The sequence below is a fragment of the Synechococcus sp. WH 8016 genome (assembly GCF_000230675.1).
Lineage (GTDB): Bacteria > Cyanobacteriota > Cyanobacteriia > PCC-6307 > Cyanobiaceae > Synechococcus_C.
Genome location: NZ_AGIK01000001.1, coordinates 454,208 through 472,598, shown reverse-complemented (window position 1 = coordinate 472,598; position 18,391 = coordinate 454,208). Strand labels below are relative to the sequence as shown.

The following is an 18,391-nucleotide window of genomic DNA, read 5'->3' as shown; positions in this document are numbered from 1 at the left end:
TGAATCTTTAAGCGTGACAATTATTCAACTTAACTAATCTTTTCCACAAAAAGCATGAGCTCTCTCAATGCAGTCAGCATCGTCAATTGATTTATCAGTTCGCCATCGATGGATTCGAGGAAATCGTACAGCTAGTCCACATTTATGTCGCTTCGATTCCAATACCCCTTCAAATGCAATTTCAAAGACTTGTTTTTCTTCCACTACTCGTGTAGGTCCAAACCGGTCTTTCGTATGAGTTCGAATCCATCGATCCAATGCCAATATTTCGTTATTATCAAGACCAGAATATGCCTTAGCGAAGGTAACTAATTTTCGCGCTTCTCCGCTCATTTCAGATTTATCCCACAATGCAAAGGTATAGTCTGTGAATAAATTAGCACGTTTTCCTGTCCCAGCCTGGGCATAGATTAATACAGCATCCAGTGTCATTGGTTCATGTTTATACTTCCACCAACTTCCTTTCTTACGGCCAGATAAATAGGGCGAATTAAGTTTCTTAATCATTAGCCCCTCTGCCCCTTCCTGTCCAGTTTGCTGTCTGAGTTCATCCAATTGATTCCAGCTATGAATGTCTTTGCTTTCGCTAATCATTAATGCATCATTGTTGAGTTGCTTGGTTAACACATTTAGCATACTTACCCTGTTGGTTAGTTCATTACTTCTTAAATCAATCTTGTTGAATTCTAGAAGATCATAAGCAAGAAATTTAGCGGGGTATTCACTAAGAAGTGATTTGCTCACCGTCTTCCTGCCAAGACGTTTCTGTAATGAGCCAAAAGTCATTGGTTTACCTTCACCCTCTCTCCAACAAATGATTTCTCCATCCAACACCGTGCCTAATGGTAATTTGTCAGCCATTTTGATTATTTCAGGAAATGCAGAGTTGATTAATTCTTCACCTCTACTCCAGAGATATGATCCTGATTCTCTACGGATCAACTGACCACGTATTCCATCCCATTTACATTCCAACCTCCAATCATCAACCGCAGTCTCCTTTATTTTATTGAGTTGAACTGGACTTGCCAGGTAAAATGGATAAGGAATGGCTCCACGATCACCTTGATTTAATTCCTGTGGTTTTGTGAGTTGCTCGAACCATTCTTTTGTAACTTCAATTGTTTGCATGAGTCGTTCAATAATAATGCTTTCATTTAGTTCATAAGCTTGTGCAATGCTTTTGACGACAATTCCCTTTGATACTCCAATCCTAAATCCACCTGTAATTAGTTTATTGATTAAATAATGACCCTTCTCTGGGGTTTTTTGCCACAGCATAATCATCACATCATTTTGCTGCCTATCAGGTAAATCCTTTATTACTGGTAAAACTTTTTCCATCCACCAATGAAGTGGTTTGTTATGGTCTACATGTAGTAGCTGTGCAAAATCTCTATTGTTACAGGGTTCTGCAGTCGTATTTGCAATTTCATCCCTTATTTGAGGCCAAAGTAAGCTTATTGTTTCTGCAGAATCGCCTACTTGTGCAAAGCAATCATCGAATAACCATGATGGCATCTTTGTTCTTGTTTGGAGGATGTCTCTGAGTTTCCTGCCAGTAATCAGTCTTCTTTGCCGATTACCGATTAATAAGCTAATCGTCCAGCTGCCATCCCTTGGATCAATATCTTTAATGAAATCTGCAATAATATGAATTTTTTTATTGGTTCCATTGCATTGATCTAATTGTGCAACAAGGTCGCCAAATTGTTTTAAGCTAGTTGGTTTCACGACAGATCTCTTAGCTCATGCTTTCAAGAGGATCGGCCTTGATTCCTTCTATTTCTCGCAAGTATTTTGCGACAACATCATCTTGTCCATGGGTGACATACACTTGTTTGGCTTCACTCTCTTTAATTGTTTTCAATAAACTGTTCCAATCAGCATGATCACTTAAAACAAATCCCCGTTCATATCCCTTTCTTCGGCGAGCTCCCCTCACAGTCATCCATCCGGAGGCGAATGCTGTTTGCGGCTCCTTAAATCGTCGCATCCATGCCGAGCGATAGGCCGAGGGTGGAGCGATGATCAGTCTTCCCTTCAGAGGATCTTTACGGTCAAGTTCACTCACTGGTCTCGTTTGAACCATGTCGACCCCCGCTTCTTGGTAGTGCTTCGTAATTGTTTGAACGGCTCCATGCAGGAGCACTTCATCCTCTACACCGATACCTTTGAGTTCTGCTAGCACCCTCTGAGCCTTACCAAAGGCATAGCAAAACAACAACGATGGACGTTCGTTAGACGCAGTCCACCATGCATGGATGTTTTTTGCGACGTCTTGACCTGACTCCCACCGATAGATCGGCAATCCGAACGTGGATTCAGTGATCATCACGTCGCATTTAACGCTTTCAAAGGGTTCGCAACTTGGATCATGACAACGTTTGTAGTCACCCGTTACAAGCCAAACCTCTCCCTCCACCTCAATGCGAATCTGAGCACTTCCTAGGACATGACCCGCACTATGAAACGAAAGTGTTGCTTGACCAAGTGTGAATTCTTCTCCATAGGTGACTGAGTGGAGTTTGATGTCTTGTCCAAGACGTTGTCGCAGCACTCCTGCTGATTGACCAATCGCCCAATATTCTCGACTGCCTGCTCGGGCATGATCTGCATGAGCATGGGTGATCAATGCTCTTTCAACTGGCCAGCTTGGATCAATCCATGCATCAGCTGCTGGGCAATACAAACCCTGTTTGTGTCGTTGAAGCACCGGCATCCAAACATTTTGTCGAAGCAGAGCTCAAGATGTGAGCTTTGCACTTCCTTGCAAAACGTCTGTCTTTGGAAAAGGACCAGACAACCCTTTGGTATCCGTACTTTGACCTCACCCGGCTGATGGCTCGTCTGAAATTTGTGCACTACATGGCAACGTTCACATCGCTAATCAATTGCCATTCAATTGTCCATTTACGAGAAACTTCTGTTTGTCCGAAGGATTCACTTGCTCATTTCAAGCATGCGCTGAATGGGAGCTAAGGCTTTGATTCTTATGTCTTCATCCATCTCAATTTTTGGTTCGAGTGTATCCAAGCACTTCCATAGTTTTTCGAGCGTGTTCATGCGCATGTAGGGACATGTATTGCAGCTACATCCATCAAGACCAGGAACATCAATGAATTGTTTATTTGGTACCATTTTCTGCATTTGATGCATGATTCCGGGCTCTGTTAACACAATGAAGGTTGATGCACTGCTGGTCTGTGCATGGGACAGAAGTTTGCTTGTTGAACCGATGTAATCGGCAAGATCTAGGAGATTTTCCATGCACTCTGGGTGTGCGATCACCTCACCATCTGGATATTTAAGCTTCAGTTTCAATAAAGCCTCTTCGCTAAATGTCTCATGAACAATGCAGCGACCCTGCCATAGAGTGAGTTCGCGTCCACTCTGTCGCTGGACCCATCGACCAAGATTTTGATCAGGAGCAAACAAAATTGGGATGTCTGTTGGAAGTTGATTAACAAGATCAACAGCATTGCTGCTGGTGCAAATTAAGTCACTTTGGGCTTTTACAGCTGCCGTACAGTTTATATAACTGACAACAAAATGCTCAGGATGATCAGCTCTAAATGCTTTGAATTCCTCGGCAGGACAATCATCAGCAAGTGAGCATCCAGCTTCAATATCAGGCAATATCACAATCTTTTCTGGACTCAATATTTTTGCAGTCTCTGCCATGAAATGCACTCCGCAGAAAACAATTACATCTGCATCCGTGCTTGCTGCTTTGCGTGAAAGCTCTAATGAATCACCAATGAAATCAGCAATATCTTGTATTTCAGGCTCTTGGTAATAGTGCGCCAAAATGATGGCGTTGCGATCCTTGCGTAGTTGGTGGATCGCGCTGACGAAGTCATCGGGTGTGTCGCTCATGATCCTGACCCCTAGACCTGTCTCGGTGTTGATTTCGGACATTCTGGCCACATCGGGCAGGATGTTCAAAGCCTAGGCACCACTCCTGACCAGATTGCGCCTCGCCATAGCCGGTGACCTTCATGGTGATTGGACCTGTCATGACGAGCAGCTGCTCGATCAGCTGCGTCCTGATGCCCTGTTGTTCGTTGGCGATTTGAGTGATGGTGATTTGCGCTTAGTGAAAGCGATTACCCGCTTGAAGCTCCCCTGCGCCGTGATACTTGGCAATCACGATCGCGGCAGAGACCGCAGTGGTGAACGGCTGCGTCAGCAGATTTCCATGTTGGGAGATCTCGATTGCTCCTGGAAGATGCGCAATTGGTCGTCTCCAGCCGTCGCCATTGTCGGCGCCCGTCCATGTAGTTCAGGAGGTGGGTTTCACCTTTCGGAAGCTGTTCAGAGCGTTTTCGGACCTGTTTCGGAGCAAGAGTCGGTCGATCGCATCGTCCAAGCGGCGACTGACGCACCCGACACTTGGCCCTTGGTGCTCTTAGCCCATAGCGGTCCAACCGGTCTTGGATCCGATGCGTCCAGCATCTGTGGTCGGGATTGGAAGCATCCCCACATTGATTGGGGTGATCGTGATCTTGCGATCGCTGTTGAAACCATGCGCCGTCGCCGTGGTGCTGATCTTGTGGTGTTCGGGCACATGCACCACAGCCTTCGTGGTGGGAAGGGAGAACGTTTGACGTTCCATCGCGATCGCTATGGCACCGCCTATGTCAATGCCGCTTGCGTTCCACGTTCTGGGTCAGACGAAGCAGGACAGACCTTGATTCATTTCACCTGGGTTGAATTTGAGGGGCGCCATCTCAGCCTTGTGAGTCATCGCTGGTTCCATCCCAATGGAACGCTTGCTTACGAGCAAACGTTGTTGCGGCAACCCAGTGAAAGCGCATCGTCATGCTGATTTATTTGTGCCTAAGTAGCCATGGGTTTGGTCATGCTGCGCGACAGGCAACTGTCTTAAGTGCCTTACACCGGCTTCAGCCGTCCTGGAGGCTCGTCGTCAGCTCTCGGGTCTCAGCAGAGTTTCTCAAGCTTGTCTGCGGGTCAATCCCCATTGAGCACCGTTTTGTCGGCTGGGATGTGGGAATGATCCAAGCCGATGCACTCGGAGTTGATGAGGAGAGAACCCTGGAGGCTCTCAAGGCTCTGGAGACGCAGCTCCCTCAGCATCTTGATCAGGAGATGGCCTGGCTTGCCGAGCAGAACACTCCAGTCCTGGTTGTTGCTGACATCCCACCGGCGGCAGCCGTTCTCGCTAAGCGACTCAACGCGCCGTTGGTTTGGATGGGTAATTTCGGTTGGGATGACATTTATGAACCCCTCGGTGGGCTGTTTAGCGAGTATGCAGCTGCTGCAAAAGCGAACTATCAGCAGGGTGATCTGCTTTTGCGATGTCCTTTTTCACTCCCAATGGAGTGGGGTTTAAGCGAGCAGCAGCTAGGGGTCACCGTGTCACCCCTGCGTGATCTTCCTGAGCCATGGCGTCTTCATTTGGAACAGATTCAAGAGCCTCTGATCCTTGTGGGCTTTGGGGGCTTAGGTGTTGCCATCGACCCTGCCTTGTTTCGTCTCTGGCCCAATCATCATTTTCTGATGTCAGCCCCTGTGGCTCCTCACCTTTTTGCTGATTTTGAGGCGTTGGCCAATGTCACTCTTTTGCCTGAGAACGTGCGTCCTTTTGATGTGATGCCTTTTTGTGATCGGCTTTTAGGCAAGCCTGGTTACAGCACGTTTTGTGAGGCCCTCAGCCAAAACTTAGGAATGCACGTTGTGGAGCGCGATGGCTTCGCCGAAGCTTCCGTTCTCATGGATGGCCTTCGCCTGTACGGACACCACAGAGTGCTCAGTCGTGATGCCTTGAACAAAGGTGAATGGGAGCTTGATCAAAAACTTGTCGATGCAGTCCGTCCGGTCGCTTCCAAACAAGGTGCTGAAGAGGCGGCCAACGCTTTGGCGATGGTGGCAATGAGCACTGTTTAGGACGGCTGATCACTGCAATTACTTTTTGTTATCTCAACCGAGACGCTCCACCCCTTCTGGCTTTGGCGCAATTTGGGTCCCATCTGAGTCTTGCCATGGTCTGAGGACATTTACCCATCTGGCACACCTGCTCTTGGGTCGCCTGGAACCGTTCGTCAAAGTTCCATCGATTGAACCAGATGTGTTCAATCTCGTTTCTGTCTGATATCTCGAGCGCCGCCTCCTCTGCGGTTTGTTGATCTCCTCCTCCGGTCAATCTTTTTTTGCCACGTATGACTTTCCTTGCGAAAAACGTCTGTCGTCTCCTTCCAGCGGCTCTCGCAAGTGTGGTCCCATTGTTGGTGTCGTCTCAGTCAGCTCAAGCTGCTGTTGCTGCACTGCCCACGCTCCAAAGCTCACGTTCGGGACTGATTACTTCCACTGAAGAGTCTCAAACGAGTGCTCTGCCCTACATCATTACTCCAGAGCGTCGCGCTCTTCTTAATACGATCAGGTTCGCTGAAGGAACTTGGAAAAACGGACACGACGTGGGCTATCGCGTCATGTTTGGCGGCAGTTTGATGGGCTCGATGGATCGCCATCCCGATCGCGTCATTTATTCCTCTCGCTACGCGAGTGCTGCGGCCGGTGCCTATCAGTTCATGCCCTTCACCTGGGACTTGGTCAAGCGCAGTTTGGGGGTTAGAGGGTTTGGACCTGAAGTTCAAGACCAGGGCGCCCTATTTCTTGTCCAAAGACGTAAAGCCTTACGCCTTACTGATGTTGGTGTGATGACTCCCTTGCTGGCGGCCAAGTTGGCCCCTGAGTGGGCTTCGTTCCCAACCCTTCGTGGCAGCAGCTACTACGGTCAGCCTGTGAAGCGTTTCGCCAATCTTCAATCGTTTTACAAGGTCAATCTGAGTCAGCTTCGTCAGATCAGGGATCAGCGTCAGCAAGCTCTTAGCGGAAAGTCGGGTAGCAAGGGAGTCCAAGCCCCCGTTTGCACCGGTCCAAAGATTCTTTGTGGCATGCCCTGAACCGGGTCTTGATTGATCGGTCTGAATTAATCCTCAGATTCTTCGGCTAATTTCCGACCAACCGTTGCTTGGGCGATCAGATAAGCGCCCACCATGCCACCAACGAATCCCATGCCGTTTCGCACAAGCGGCAGAAGATCGCTGGTGCGTGTGACCACCGGTGCTATTCCAAACACACCAAATAACATCACCCAAAGAGGAGATAACAGAAGCACCCAAGCCCAGGCGATCCGTTCACCTTCCTTCCTTGGATAGGCAGCAAAACCGGCGATTAATCCACCGAGAACGGATGTAGCCAGGGTTAGGAGCCATTGTTCCTGGGGCAAGCCTGGAACAAACTGACAACCACCTCGATCTAGGCAAAGTTCTACCGCTCCGATCGTCGCCAAGAGCGAACCGTCCTCACCATTATCTCGGACGTAATACTGATTTCCGTAGCGCGTTTGGAGTTCCACCCACCAGGTGCGGGGCATCAAGGCAAAAAACGCATCGCCCACGTTGAAATTGAGCAGATTTCCACCACGGGGATCTCCGACAATCAACAAACTGCGTTCATCAAGCCCCCAAAATTCTTTAACAGCGAGTCCAGGGGTTTTTTCATATTGGGTGAGAACACGCAGCTTCCAACCACTTCGTTCTTCAAAAGCATCCAGCGATGTTTCCAGTTCTTTGAGTTGGTTGTCACTAAAGGCCCGAGCCAGATCAATCACCGGTGTTGGATGGTCGGGTAATAGCTCTGGGTTATCGATCGCCTGGGCCGGGCTTGCGACCAGGAGCATCAGACATAGGCTGAACAAAGGGAACAGAAATCGTTTGAAGCGCGGATGTGTTCCCATAGCTCTGTCGCATTACAGGCATTCTCCTCAATGACAGGCCCTGCTGCGCCCTGCCCTTTATGGCTTCAACAGCGTTTTGAACAGGTAGGAGGTTCCGTTCCCTTCTCCCAATTCATGGATTGGGCCTTGCATGACCCTGAGCATGGCGCCTATGGCAGTGGCCAACTGAAGATTGGAAAAGCAGGGGATTTTGTTACTTCAGCCACTCTGGGCCCTGATTTTGCAGCCTTGATGGGTGGCCAACTGGTCCAGTGGATTCGGACGCTCGCTCAAGACCACCCAACAGAAACTCTCTCGATCGTTGAAGTTGGCCCTGGCGAGGCGGAGATGAGCTGTGAACTGATCACCCATCTAGCCGAACAGCTTCCAGAGCTGAGGCATCGACTGGAGCTGGTTTTGGTGGAAGCCAATCCAGGAATGGAACAGCGTCAACGCAACCGCCTGGAGCAGCACCAGCGTTCTTGCGAACCCCAGCAACGGCTTTCACAACGCTGGGCGTCCTTGTCCGATCTCAAGACCAAGCCGGTGATAGGGGTCTTGATTGCTCACGAGCTGCTCGATGCCCTTCCAGTGGAGCGCCTGGAACTAATTGACGGTCAGCTTCGTCGGCAAACCGTTCAACTGCAACAAGACGACGATGGTGATCTCGGTTTGCTCTGGGGCCACGAGCCCATTCCTCAACCTCTTCAAGAACGCTTGAATGCAACGTTGGCAGCAGCGCAGATTGCTTTGCCTCCAGACAATGCTGAGGACGGGTGGACAACGGAATGGCATGACCAATGCGCCCGTTGGTTTGCTGAGGCGTCTGAGGCGTTGATCGCTGGCCATCTCCTCGTCGTCGACTACGCCTTAGAAGCGCATCGCTACTACTCCTCTCAGCGCAGCCAGGGGACCCTCATCGCCTATCGAAACCAAAGAGCCAGTGAAAACGTCTTGGCGGATGCAGGAAAGAACGACATCACGGCCCATCTCTGTCTTGAGACCCTCGTCCATCAAGCCACCAGCAATGGTTGGTCCCTGGAGGGTCAATGCCGACAGGGTGAGGCCTTGCTCGCCTTAGGTCTGGCTGAGCGCTTCAGCAGTCTTCAACAGCTTCCTGGACATCAACTCGCTGAGGGTCTGCAACGTCGAGAAGCGCTGCTGCGTCTTGTTGATCCTGCTTGCCTTGGAGAATTTCGCTGGCTGTCATTCCTGCGTATCAACCCATCGCTTCCCAACAAAAGAATGGGTGAGCGGAGCCAATTCCTTCAAGAGCCCTTAGGCCTCAACGCATCGAAGCCAGGCAAGCTCTGATTTCATCACTGCTGACGTCATCCACGATCGACACAGCGCCAATGCGGGAGGGCAACACAAAGCGAAGACGACCGTTGCGGACCTTCTTATCGCCCTGCAACGTATTTAAAACCGAATCTGGATCAAGGTCAGGCCAGTCAATGGGCAATCCAGCACGTTCAATTAAACGCTTCTGCCGGTCAGCATCGGATTGGGGGAAAAACCCACGCTGCAGGGCGAGGGACGCCACTGCCACCATGCCAATCGCCACAGCTTCCCCATGGAGCCAGGTGCCATACCCAGTGAGTGTTTCAACCACATGTCCAAACGTGTGGCCATAATTAAGGATGGCTCTCTGACCACCCTCTTTTTCATCGGCAGCAACAACGAGCGCTTTGGCTTGCGCAGAACGTTCGAGAAGCGTTTCCAGCAGCTCGGTCTTAATCGACTGAGGATTGTCAAAGCCGGAGGAGCGCTCGAGCAAGGCAAAAAGGTCTGAATCTCCGATCACGCCGTATTTGATCACCTCCGCGAGACCGGCCCTAAATTCCCGCACGGGAAGCGTTTGAAGCGTGTCTGGATCAATCATCACCAGTCGGGGCTGATGAAAGGCGCCAATCAGGTTCTTTCCGCCTGGATGATTCACACCGGTTTTTCCGCCAATGGCGGCATCCACCATCGCCAAAAGCGTTGTAGGAACTTGCACCACACCGATTCCACGCAGCCAGCAAGCGGCCGCAAACCCTGTCATGTCACCAACAACCCCACCACCCAAAGCGAGCATCAGCGACTGACGCTCTAATCCTTTCTCTTTGGCAGCATCAAGAATCGTGCTGAAGGTGTCCAATGTTTTTTGCTCTTCACCCGCGGGAATCGTTAGCAAGCTGGCTTGAAATCCCGCCTGTTCAAGACTGGAAAGACAACGAGCTCCATAGGGCGTAGCAACATCTGGATTGCTAACCACCAGAATTTTGGTGTTGGGCCGAATCCCGATTCGAAGCAATTCAGCGCCGAGCTGATCCACACCGCCGGAGCGAATCACGACGTCGTAAGGATTCTGTTCGAGCGCAACGCTGAGACGTCTCACACCTGCCGCTGAGGTACTGGTCGGTTGGGATTGGGTCATGCCGCCCGCTGTGACGGCCCTATTCTCCTTCAAACCATCGTGCGCTGGTGATGGCCCTGCCCTCAACGTTCAAACAGCGTTCCACGCTTATTGCTTGGGGGTTCTTAGCTCCTGCACTGATTCTCCTCAGCCTGTCCGTTTTGATTCCGGCATTGATGGCGCTGGTGATCAGTTTCACGCAAACAGGTTTAGATGTCACCGAGCCCCTGAAATTCATCGGCTTAACCAATTTTCAGCGACTTCTTGGCGATCCAATGTTTTATCAGGTGCTCGGCACCACGTTGATTTATTTATTTGGAGTCGTTCCTCCCATTGTGATCGGCTCCTTAACGCTGGCGGTTCTTGTGAATCGAATCCTCCCCGGTGTGCACATCCTCCGCGCTGCTTTTTATACGCCGGTATTGGTCTCGATCGTGGTGGCTGCCATTGCTTTTCGATGGCTCTATGCCGAAAACGGTCTCATCAACGGTTGGCTTGACGCCTTGTTTGGTCAAGGATTCATACCCATTGATTTTTTAACGAATCCACTGTTGGCCCTTCCTTCCGTAATGCTCGTCACCCTCTGGAAGGGATTGGGCTACTACATGGTGATTTTCCTGGGAGGACTTCAAGGCATCCCAAAGGAGCTGTATGAGGCCGCTGAGCTGGATGGAAGTGAAGGCTGGCGCAAGCACGTTGACATCACCCTTCCATTGCTACGGCCGTACGTCACCTTGGTGGCCGTGATCTCCGCCATTGCTGCAACCAAGGTGTTTGAAGAGGTGTTTCTCATGACCCAGGGAGGTCCTGCAGACTCCACAAGGACCCTGGTTTATTACGTCTATGACCAGGCCTTTGCAGAACTAGAAATCAGTTATGCCTGCACGGTTGGCCTTGCTCTGTTCTTACTGGTTTTGTTGTTAACAGCCATTCGACTTGCGTTCGGAGGAGAACGAAGCCTTATTTAGGTTGGCCATCGTTGCTAAAAGGAGAGAATGCAAAGCTTCACTCAGACCGAGCTGCAACGGATGCCCAGCGCTGACAACACAATTGGGGTGATCGGTGGCGGGCAACTGGCCCTCATGCTTGGTGAAGCTGCCCAAACACGGGGTTTGATGCTGGCCGTACAGGCGTCAAAAGCTGAAGACCCTGCTGCCTCCCTGGCGAAGGATTTAGTGATCGCTGGATCCACCGATGCCCGTGCAACGAGGGAGCTCTCCACGCACTGCCTAGGTATCACGTTCGAAAACGAATGGATCGCTGTCGACGCGCTGATGCCTCTCGAGCGACAGGGCGTGCAGTTCACTCCCTCATTGGCGAGTTTGGTGCCGCTCGTTAATAAGTTGTCCCAGCGACGCCTTCTCGATGATCTTTTAATTCCAAGTCCAGATTGGATTTCATTGGCGGAACTCAATCCTGGATCGCCATCGTTGCCGAACGGGTGGACTTTTCCTGTGATGGCCAAGGCTGCCTACGGCGGTTACGACGGCAAGGGCACACGGGTTGTGGAAGATCTCAACGGCTTGGCTCAGTTGCTTCGAAACGTCGATGCCAATGAGTGGTTAATCGAAGCCTGGGTGTCCTATGAGCAGGAGCTTGCCCTCGTTGTTAGCCGAGATGCAAAGGGGCGTATTCGCAGTCTTCCTTTGGCCGAAACCCATCAAAAAAATCAAGTATGCGACTGGGTGATTGCCCCCGCATCCGTGAGTCAAATCGTTGAGGCTACGGCCTACAACATTGCGGCCTCGCTGCTCACAAAGCTCAGCTACGTGGGTGTGATGACCTTGGAGTTTTTCTATGGATCAGAAGGATTATTTGTCAATGAAATAGCTCCTCGGACGCATAATTCAGGTCATTTTTCAATTGAGGCTTGTTCCAGCAGTCAATTTGATCAACAACTGTGCATTGCAGCAGGGCTGGATGTACCCAATCCAGAATTCATTGCCGATGGTTCCTTGATGGTCAATCTGCTTGGACTCGGCGCAGACCAGGCTGAGCCGCTTGAGGAACGCCTTTCAAAATTACGCTCCATCGAAGGCTTGCATCTGCATTGGTACGGAAAAAATGAAATCCCTGGACGCAAAGTGGGACATGTCACCACCCTGCTCAATGGCCGTACCGCTGATGAACGAGCAGAGAGAGGACAGCAAATGCTGCAACGCATTCGTGAAATCTGGCCTCTTCCTCTAAATTGGTCATGAACTGCTGTGTTGGTGACAGCCTTTCTCTAGTGCTCTGATCTGACTCTCTTTCGACATGGGGTGACTGTCGTGTTGGTGCCGTAAACCGGTCTTGTAATCGGAAACGAATCCTCTCGAAATCTTTCGCCCCTTCTGGTAACTCCAGGTCGAACACTGGGGCTCGCACGGCACAGCGGTTCACCAAAATTAGACCCATCTCACGATCAGGATCTTTGAGTCGTGATCTGACTGGTTGAAAGCGATATCAAATCAGCAATGAAAGTCGCCTACACATCACTTGAATGTCTTTCTATTTAGCTTGAACACAATCAACAAAAAGCTCACAGGCGGATTGTATTCAATTCAGGAATCAACAACCAGCGAATTCATTCTGCACTCATACATTGCACTCGAAATGGTCTTCTGCCTAGATCTCAGACCTCTCTAAGACAATGCCAACCGAAAACTCATACCACGAAGCATTCATCCCTCTAGATTCGAAAATATACGTAAAAGAACGATGGCACGATACATCTTCAAGCGCAAATCTAAGGTCAACAAGCTGGCAACCATTCTTCCAGCTGCCCTTGTCATCCTTGGAACGGCCATTCTTTTAGAGAGCCTGGAAACAGAACAACTACCAACCAGTCGCTTGCAATATCATTCAGCATCTCTTACAAAGAGCAGTCTTTAAAGTCCTCGATTAGAGGTGATCGAATCGTGGTTCTAGAACAAAGGAGCAACGGTGGCAATCGTTGAAACTGCCACAGTCAAGAGGTTAAAATAGTGGCAATGAAGCTTCATAGATGAAAGTCCTTACATTGGTCTCTATGGCGTTAAGCCTAGGCCTTGTTGCGTGCAACGACTTCATGTCGCCTGACAACATGGCAGAAGGTGTTGAAGCAGAGGAGCGTTGCAATAACTGGCAAGAAGCAACCAGAAAAGAAACCACACGGTTTGGAATGAACTACTCCCTGTTTAACCGTGCATGCAAGCTGAATCAGGCTAAAACAATGGTTTTGGGGTACGAGGGTGATTATGAAACTGGAAACAGCAAAGAGGATCGAGAGATCAGATCCAGATGGAAAGTTGTTAAAACCTTTGCGTTAGCTCAATCCTGAAGCTTCCAATTGGCTAAGCACGATCAGATACCACGACCAGAGTCCGCGATCAGAGTCCCCGATCAAATTCGATAGCTGGTACAAGCAAGGCATCGCTGCCCCATTCGATTAGAGAATCGAAGACCTAGAACTGGCCAATCGATCGATTAAGTCTGATTTGTCCAAGCTTGTAATCACAAAGACCTCTTGAGCAGTCCGGCCACGGCGTGCCATCAGCTTGAAACCACCTCGGATCGGAACAGATGGTCTCAGCGTTAAGTCTTGGCAACGCCCCTTCACCCTTGCAATCACGCCTGGGGTAATGGTCTGGATCTGTGGGTCATTCGCCAACACCTTGAGCCAAGGGATTAAACCCTTCACGTAGGTGCTATGGGTGACAACAAGACGGCCCACTCCAGGTTCAAAAGTAAAGCTTGTTTAAGTTAGCCACTCTGGCTAGAGATCAGGTAAGCGTTCCTTGCGAGCCATGCTCCGATCTGTCGATTCCCTCAGAACTGAGATCTCAGGTCCTTTGACATCTCGAATGGGCCCTAAAACCAAGATCCTTACAGCAGAGGTTCATGGAGACGAAGTGCGCGGCCTGGCTCTTTGCCCTGGAAAAGTGATTCGGTATGTGTTTGCCGCTCAAACCCAACGTCTGCGCACAAAAGCCCTGTTATCCCTAACCCGCTCCACTCGCAAACCTGCCGCTTGAATTAACCATCGATTTCGGCCATCAACACCATGTCGAGGCGTTGTGTGGTGGATTCTCTGAATTGACCGACACTGAGCTGATTCAGCACAATCAAAGCGCTCGCCATCACCAGAATTTCAATCGAAAACACCAAGCCATAACCAGCCATTGGTCCAGCATTGGGAAGAAGTTGTCGACCAAGATCGAGCAACCCACCGCCGACAACCTTGCCAAAGCCCCGAGAGAGGGCTTGCGCTAAACCCCAAATGCCCACGAAGGTTCCTGCCATGGCGGGCAAGGTGAGATCCAGCATCAAGGTGAGTGCACTGTTGGTGCCAACGCCTGCAGCTAAACCAAACAGCACCATCACCACAGGAAGAAGTCCGGATGCTTGCTGCCAGCCACTGATTAACAACAGAAATAAGGAGCCCATCACCATCCAGCAACCCAAACGGGCAGTGGCCAACTTTCCGAGTTTTGGGGTGATAAACCAGCCAGCAACCAGTAAACCAACAAGGGTTCCTGATCCCCACCAAGCATTCAGCAAGGTGGTCTTGGACACAGGCATCCCAAACACTTCAGCACCAAAACTTTCCAGAATTGGATCCTGAAGAAAGAGTCCCATCGTGAATAAAACTAAGAATCCAAAAAAGATCACGATTTGTCGACTTGAAGTCACCACCTTCCAGGCATCCTGAAGTGTGATCAAATCCTGAACTGGACGAACAGTGCCAGATGTTATTGGTTTCTCCACTTCCCAGGTCGAAACAATGGCCAGCAGCATCACGATCGACGTAATCGCAATCATGAACTTCTGCAGCCAGCTCTGAAGAATCACGGGATCTGAAATGCCGTCGATCGAGCGGACAGCAAGACTGATAGCAATCGCTCCAACGATGATTCCAACCGTGAGCATCGCCCAAATCACACCGATGCAGCGAGGCCTTTGTTCTTCCGTTGTGCGGTCAATCACAAGGGCTAAATAGGAAGTACTTGCCATAGACGTCCCTAATCCGTAGAGAGCAAATAAGCCACAAAATGCTGCAATTCCTGCAGCGGCCACCAACGGGGATCCACTATCGAGGGCTTCCCTCACCATGAAACTGACGGGAACACTCAGAATCGCCAACAGACAGATGGCAATGGTTCCAAGCAAGACATAGGGCGTCCGATGTTTTCCCATTAAGGGATGGGAATCACTGAGATGTCCGAACAGCACCCGTGCTGGAGACACCAGTTGCTCAAATCCCAACCCTCCACCCGCCAGCAAGGCAGGAAAAGCCAACTCTGTGATCAGAATCCGATTGAAGGTCCCAGTGAACAACACCGCAAGGGTTCCAAGACAAGCCTGAAAGAGACTTAATCGCAACAGGGTTGGCCAACGGAGACCTTGAAAGTCGTTGAATTCAATGGAAGCGGCCATGGGCACTAATTGCGTTCCAACGGAGCCATCGTGAGACCCTCGCTGCTGAGTTGTTGGTGGTAAAGCTCTGCGGGTTCAAGGGGGCCTGCCCACACTTCAGCAGACCCTTCACCATCGATTTGATGGGCAAGTGTCCAAGCCTTATCGCTATTCATCCCAGGGATGATTTTGCATAAACACTCAACCACGTGTTCAAACGTATTGACGTCATCGTTGAGAACGATGACTCTGGCATTGGGGTAGCGCAGGGTTGTGCGTTCCGGTTGAAGGACGCTTGCCGTTCCAGGGGTTGCCATAGTCATAAGAAGTAATGAATCAACCAGTCAGTTCCGAGGGGGAACCTAGGTAAACTCATGGCATTCAAGCGTTATTTCAATGCTGTTCACGATTGCCTGGGCATCACTGGCTGCTGTCTTCAGTTTCTCGATCGCGATGGTGGTCTGGGGCCGCAACGGTGATGGCACCCTGAATTTCTGAAGTGAACGAAGCACTGCAAGCTCCCATCGTCAGTCAGGGATTGGCGATGACCGCTGCGGTTCTGTTGGTCTTTGTCAGCGTGATAGTCGCTTACCTTTCCACCATCGAGTGGAAAGATCGTCGTCGCAGGCGTTCTCGTGACCGCAACTGACGCACTCCTGAAAATCTCCACATACCGATCCATCGTTCAGTCCCTACCCGTCACTGCATCGGGTTTAGGGACTGTTTTATTGGCAGGTTTGATGGGCGTGATTCTGAATCAGCCATCACGTCAAGACGATGGACCCCCTGCATCACTGGGCCGCATCTCAGGGGCGTTCAGTTTGATGCAGTCGTTTCATGGGGATTCAAAACGACCCGTCCCCAAGCTTTGGAACCAAAGACTGGGTCTCCTCCGTGCTGGCAACTTATGGAAGCGGCAAGGGCGGTCGATCTGGTGGCAGGGTTGGTCAGAAGACGGCGATGCCTATTTGATTCTTCCGGATCAACTGCTCGGCACTGATACGAAAAATCTACGCAAACACCAAGTGTCGGGACTGACGTTGCTTGGCTCCGATGAGCTGCATCGTCAACAACTCATCCAACGACTTGAACGCCAATCCGAGCTGCCTGCTCAACCGAAATCGCTCCAAAAACGCTGTATGCAGCAGCTTGCACAGGCTCCAGCCGTGTTTTGGACCAGTGATGCTCTAGCTGCGATCAGCGGAACAACAGCTCCCTTGCTTCAGCAAGGAAGTCACGGCTGCCTTGCCCTTCGCCTTCATGGCAACACACTGCATTGGGGTGGCGTCGTTGGCGATCGCTCGATCGCACTTGCAGCAACCCAACCCAAACAGGGTTGGAATTTTTCAGTGTCTGATCGTCAAAAGCCACCTGACTTTGATAAAGCCAGCCTTCTTGAAGTGCATGGAGCCCGTGTTGATTTGATCCTGGGCACACTGTTGAGTCGCCAAATCATCCAAGAGCCCTTGGAATCTCAGTACGGAGTGAATCAAGCAATCCGATCGAGACTTGCGCTTTCGCCGTTTTCACTGCGATTACAGCAGCAAACAAAAGGGGCCTATCGAGCGGGACTGCAATTTCAGGCACCCTTGCCTGGAGGTGCTGCCGCCTGGACAACAGTCTTTGATCGCGTGAGTACCCGTTTAGAGGAACGCGGCTTTCAACGCTCCACGCCAAAGCCATCTCCAACGCCATCGCAAACGCCAACCTCAAAGCAAGACAAAGACAAAAAAACGGATGCTGTGATTTGGAAAGATCAGCGCGGAGGACAAAACAAAATCGTGGGGGGTTGGCGTTGGTTGCAAAAGCCCGGCACGCTGCCCCTTTTGAGTGCCGGACTCGCAAGTCTTCCAGACACAAAACCGTTCTATCAAACACTTCCTGCTGCCTCGGATTCAGCCCTGAAGCTCCATGCCCGACCACGCAATCTCGTGGCATTAGGACTGATGAATGGAGCGTGGCCTGCGCTTCTGAAGCAGGCCGATACACTCCACCTTCAAATCAAACCGGCGATTGTCTCAGCCAACCTGAAAACATCAGGCCAGCAAGCATGGTGGGAGATCCGTGGTCAGTTAGTGCTCTCGTCCGCAGCTGACCCATCAGAGGACTCAGATTGAGACTCCTCTGCCTTTGAGTCAATCGCTTGAGAATCAGCCGCCTGACGGTCCCGTTTGCGACGTTCTGCGGCCAAGGTTTCTTCAATGAGTTCCACCGCTTGAGCCATCTTTTCAAGATTGGACGTGTATAAGGTGAGGTCCTTGTCCAAGCGTGGCTTGGACAGACCTAGTTGCTCACCAATTTCATGGGCAAGGGTTTTGAGTTCGTCGGGATTTGAGGGCTCACCACCTTGAGCGGATGAGAGCAAACTCAACAAGCCCACAGCCATCAAACGCGAGTAGTGAAATGAATCACCGCCCACACTCGAGATACCGGACGCTAAGGGCTCTGGAGCCCCAGCTCCGCGATTGGAGAGCCATTCACGCACTTCGCTGATGGTGTGACCAGAAACAGCCGAGGTTGAACCCTCTGCCAGCTGTTTCAAAGCCTCCGGATCAAAACCATTGCTGGAGCAAATGGCCGCATACAGCTCATCGAGGTGTGCTTCCGGTTTGTAGCCCTGTGTGAACGCCTGGAACACCTGACGCAAGCCAACAGCAAACAGGGCATCGCTCTTGAAATGCTGCTGGTGACTAAGAAGATGCAGCTCAACCAGGAGCTCATCAGCCGTTCTCCTGTACAGGGACGGAATCACGTAAGGAAAGGCTGTGTGAAAGGCACGCTTGCTGTCAGCGATCGTCCGTTGATCCGTCAAGGTCCTTCCACCCCACTTTGAATTAAGACCATAGCGCCGCTGATGCCGCCGTTAGGATTGTTCC

General features: G+C 50.7%; 20 protein-coding genes and 1 other RNA gene. 12 read left to right on the top strand and 9 right to left on the bottom strand.

Annotated elements, in window-relative coordinates:
• Positions 1 to 33: 33 nt before the first annotated feature.
• The 3 genes from SYN8016DRAFT_RS02465 to nadA form a co-directional block, all read right to left on the bottom strand.
• Positions 34 to 1,734: an ATP-dependent DNA ligase gene (locus tag SYN8016DRAFT_RS02465; RefSeq protein WP_006852652.1), complete on the bottom strand. Its 1,701-nt coding sequence runs from the start codon at positions 1,732 to 1,734 to the stop codon at positions 34 to 36.
• A 10-nt stretch (positions 1,735 to 1,744) separates the two neighbouring features.
• Positions 1,745 to 2,692 carry a ligase-associated DNA damage response exonuclease gene (locus SYN8016DRAFT_RS02460; protein WP_253909808.1) on the bottom strand — a complete coding sequence of 316 codons (948 nt, stop codon included), beginning with the start codon at positions 2,690 to 2,692 and terminating at the stop codon, positions 1,745 to 1,747.
• Between the two features lie 251 nt (positions 2,693 to 2,943).
• The gene (gene nadA / locus SYN8016DRAFT_RS02455) at positions 2,944 to 3,879 is read right to left on the bottom strand and encodes a quinolinate synthase NadA (protein WP_141561321.1); all 936 of its coding nucleotides are present in this window, start codon (positions 3,877 to 3,879) and stop codon (positions 2,944 to 2,946) included.
• A gap of 94 nt (positions 3,880 to 3,973) precedes the next feature.
• Between nadA and SYN8016DRAFT_RS02450 the strand changes: the two genes are divergently transcribed.
• The 3 genes from SYN8016DRAFT_RS02450 to SYN8016DRAFT_RS02440 all read left to right on the top strand — a co-directional run bounded on the left by SYN8016DRAFT_RS02450 (position 3,974) and on the right by SYN8016DRAFT_RS02440 (position 6,926).
• Complete coding sequence (locus SYN8016DRAFT_RS02450; RefSeq protein ID WP_006852649.1) at positions 3,974 to 4,831, top strand: TIGR04168 family protein; 858 nt, start codon at positions 3,974 to 3,976, stop codon at positions 4,829 to 4,831.
• Positions 4,825 to 5,910, top strand: a complete 1,086-nt coding sequence (locus SYN8016DRAFT_RS02445; protein WP_006852648.1) for a hypothetical protein — start codon at positions 4,825 to 4,827, stop codon at positions 5,908 to 5,910. Before SYN8016DRAFT_RS02450 ends, SYN8016DRAFT_RS02445 begins: the two co-directional genes overlap by 7 nt.
• Positions 5,911 to 6,182: 272 nt before the next feature.
• Complete coding sequence (locus tag SYN8016DRAFT_RS02440; protein WP_006852647.1) at positions 6,183 to 6,926, top strand: glycoside hydrolase family 104 protein; 744 nt, start codon at positions 6,183 to 6,185, stop codon at positions 6,924 to 6,926.
• 26 nt (positions 6,927 to 6,952) lie between these two features.
• Here the strand turns inward: SYN8016DRAFT_RS02440 and SYN8016DRAFT_RS02435 are convergent, their stop codons facing one another.
• Positions 6,953 to 7,762, bottom strand: a complete 810-nt coding sequence (locus SYN8016DRAFT_RS02435) for a TPM domain-containing protein (protein WP_038013171.1) — start codon at positions 7,760 to 7,762, stop codon at positions 6,953 to 6,955.
• 30 nt (positions 7,763 to 7,792) lie between these two features.
• Here SYN8016DRAFT_RS02435 and SYN8016DRAFT_RS02430 point away from each other — a divergent pair, with 30 nt between their 5' ends.
• Positions 7,793 to 9,055, top strand: coding sequence for a class I SAM-dependent methyltransferase (locus SYN8016DRAFT_RS02430; protein WP_006852645.1), 1,263 nt, complete (start codon positions 7,793 to 7,795; stop codon positions 9,053 to 9,055).
• Here SYN8016DRAFT_RS02430 and aroB read toward each other — a convergent pair.
• On the bottom strand, positions 9,027 to 10,160 hold the full coding sequence (gene aroB / locus SYN8016DRAFT_RS02425) for a 3-dehydroquinate synthase (RefSeq protein WP_006852644.1): 1,134 nt from the start codon (positions 10,158 to 10,160) through the stop codon (positions 9,027 to 9,029). The genes SYN8016DRAFT_RS02430 and aroB overlap by 29 nt on opposite strands.
• 50 nt (positions 10,161 to 10,210) lie before the next feature.
• Here aroB and SYN8016DRAFT_RS02420 point away from each other — a divergent pair, with 50 nt between their 5' ends.
• From SYN8016DRAFT_RS02420 to SYN8016DRAFT_RS02410, 4 genes are all read left to right on the top strand, one after another.
• Complete coding sequence (locus SYN8016DRAFT_RS02420) at positions 10,211 to 11,107, top strand: carbohydrate ABC transporter permease (protein WP_006852643.1); 897 nt, start codon at positions 10,211 to 10,213, stop codon at positions 11,105 to 11,107.
• 60 nt (positions 11,108 to 11,167) lie between these two features.
• The gene (locus tag SYN8016DRAFT_RS02415; RefSeq protein WP_038013659.1) at positions 11,168 to 12,340 is read left to right on the top strand and encodes a 5-(carboxyamino)imidazole ribonucleotide synthase; all 1,173 of its coding nucleotides are present in this window, start codon (positions 11,168 to 11,170) and stop codon (positions 12,338 to 12,340) included.
• A non-coding RNA gene (ssrS, locus tag SYN8016DRAFT_RS14345) (6S RNA) lies at positions 12,336 to 12,523 on the top strand. The genes SYN8016DRAFT_RS02415 and ssrS overlap by 5 nt, the downstream gene beginning before the upstream one ends.
• 665 nt (positions 12,524 to 13,188) lie before the next feature.
• Positions 13,189 to 13,440, top strand: coding sequence for a hypothetical protein (locus SYN8016DRAFT_RS02410; protein WP_141561320.1), 252 nt, complete (start codon positions 13,189 to 13,191; stop codon positions 13,438 to 13,440).
• 108 nt (positions 13,441 to 13,548) lie between these two features.
• Here the strand turns inward: SYN8016DRAFT_RS02410 and SYN8016DRAFT_RS02405 are convergent, their stop codons facing one another.
• On the bottom strand, positions 13,549 to 13,833 hold the full coding sequence (locus SYN8016DRAFT_RS02405; protein ID WP_006852638.1) for a DUF2103 domain-containing protein: 285 nt from the start codon (positions 13,831 to 13,833) through the stop codon (positions 13,549 to 13,551).
• 73 nt (positions 13,834 to 13,906) lie between these two features.
• Here SYN8016DRAFT_RS02405 and SYN8016DRAFT_RS02400 point away from each other — a divergent pair, with 73 nt between their 5' ends.
• Complete coding sequence (locus SYN8016DRAFT_RS02400) at positions 13,907 to 14,134, top strand: hypothetical protein (protein ID WP_006852637.1); 228 nt, start codon at positions 13,907 to 13,909, stop codon at positions 14,132 to 14,134.
• Position 14,135: 1 nt separating this feature from the next.
• Here the strand turns inward: SYN8016DRAFT_RS02400 and SYN8016DRAFT_RS02395 are convergent, their stop codons facing one another.
• On the bottom strand, positions 14,136 to 15,536 hold the full coding sequence (locus SYN8016DRAFT_RS02395; protein ID WP_006852636.1) for a BCD family MFS transporter: 1,401 nt from the start codon (positions 15,534 to 15,536) through the stop codon (positions 14,136 to 14,138).
• A gap of 5 nt (positions 15,537 to 15,541) precedes the next feature.
• On the bottom strand, positions 15,542 to 15,838 hold the full coding sequence (gene clpS / locus SYN8016DRAFT_RS02390) for an ATP-dependent Clp protease adapter ClpS (RefSeq protein ID WP_038013168.1): 297 nt from the start codon (positions 15,836 to 15,838) through the stop codon (positions 15,542 to 15,544).
• A gap of 73 nt (positions 15,839 to 15,911) precedes the next feature.
• Between clpS and petN the strand changes: the two genes are divergently transcribed.
• Genes petN through SYN8016DRAFT_RS02380 form a run of 3 tightly spaced genes read left to right on the top strand, consistent with a single transcriptional unit; the run spans position 15,912 to position 17,632 of the window.
• Positions 15,912 to 16,013, top strand: coding sequence for a cytochrome b6-f complex subunit PetN (gene petN, locus SYN8016DRAFT_RS02385; RefSeq protein WP_011619345.1), 102 nt, complete (start codon positions 15,912 to 15,914; stop codon positions 16,011 to 16,013).
• 1 nt (position 16,014) lies between these two features.
• A complete protein-coding gene (locus SYN8016DRAFT_RS15220; RefSeq protein WP_159098288.1) occupies positions 16,015 to 16,164 on the top strand; it encodes a hypothetical protein in 150 nt (49 codons plus the stop codon).
• Positions 16,151 to 17,632 (top strand): hypothetical protein, encoded by a 1,482-nt coding sequence (locus SYN8016DRAFT_RS02380; RefSeq protein ID WP_038013162.1) that lies wholly within the window; start codon positions 16,151 to 16,153, stop codon positions 17,630 to 17,632. The genes SYN8016DRAFT_RS15220 and SYN8016DRAFT_RS02380 overlap by 14 nt, the downstream gene beginning before the upstream one ends.
• Here the strand turns inward: SYN8016DRAFT_RS02380 and psb29 are convergent.
• Positions 17,584 to 18,327, bottom strand: a complete 744-nt coding sequence (psb29, locus tag SYN8016DRAFT_RS02375) for a photosystem II biogenesis protein Psp29 (RefSeq protein WP_006852633.1) — start codon at positions 18,325 to 18,327, stop codon at positions 17,584 to 17,586. The genes SYN8016DRAFT_RS02380 and psb29 overlap by 49 nt on opposite strands.
• Between the last annotated feature and the right edge of the window lie 64 nt (positions 18,328 to 18,391).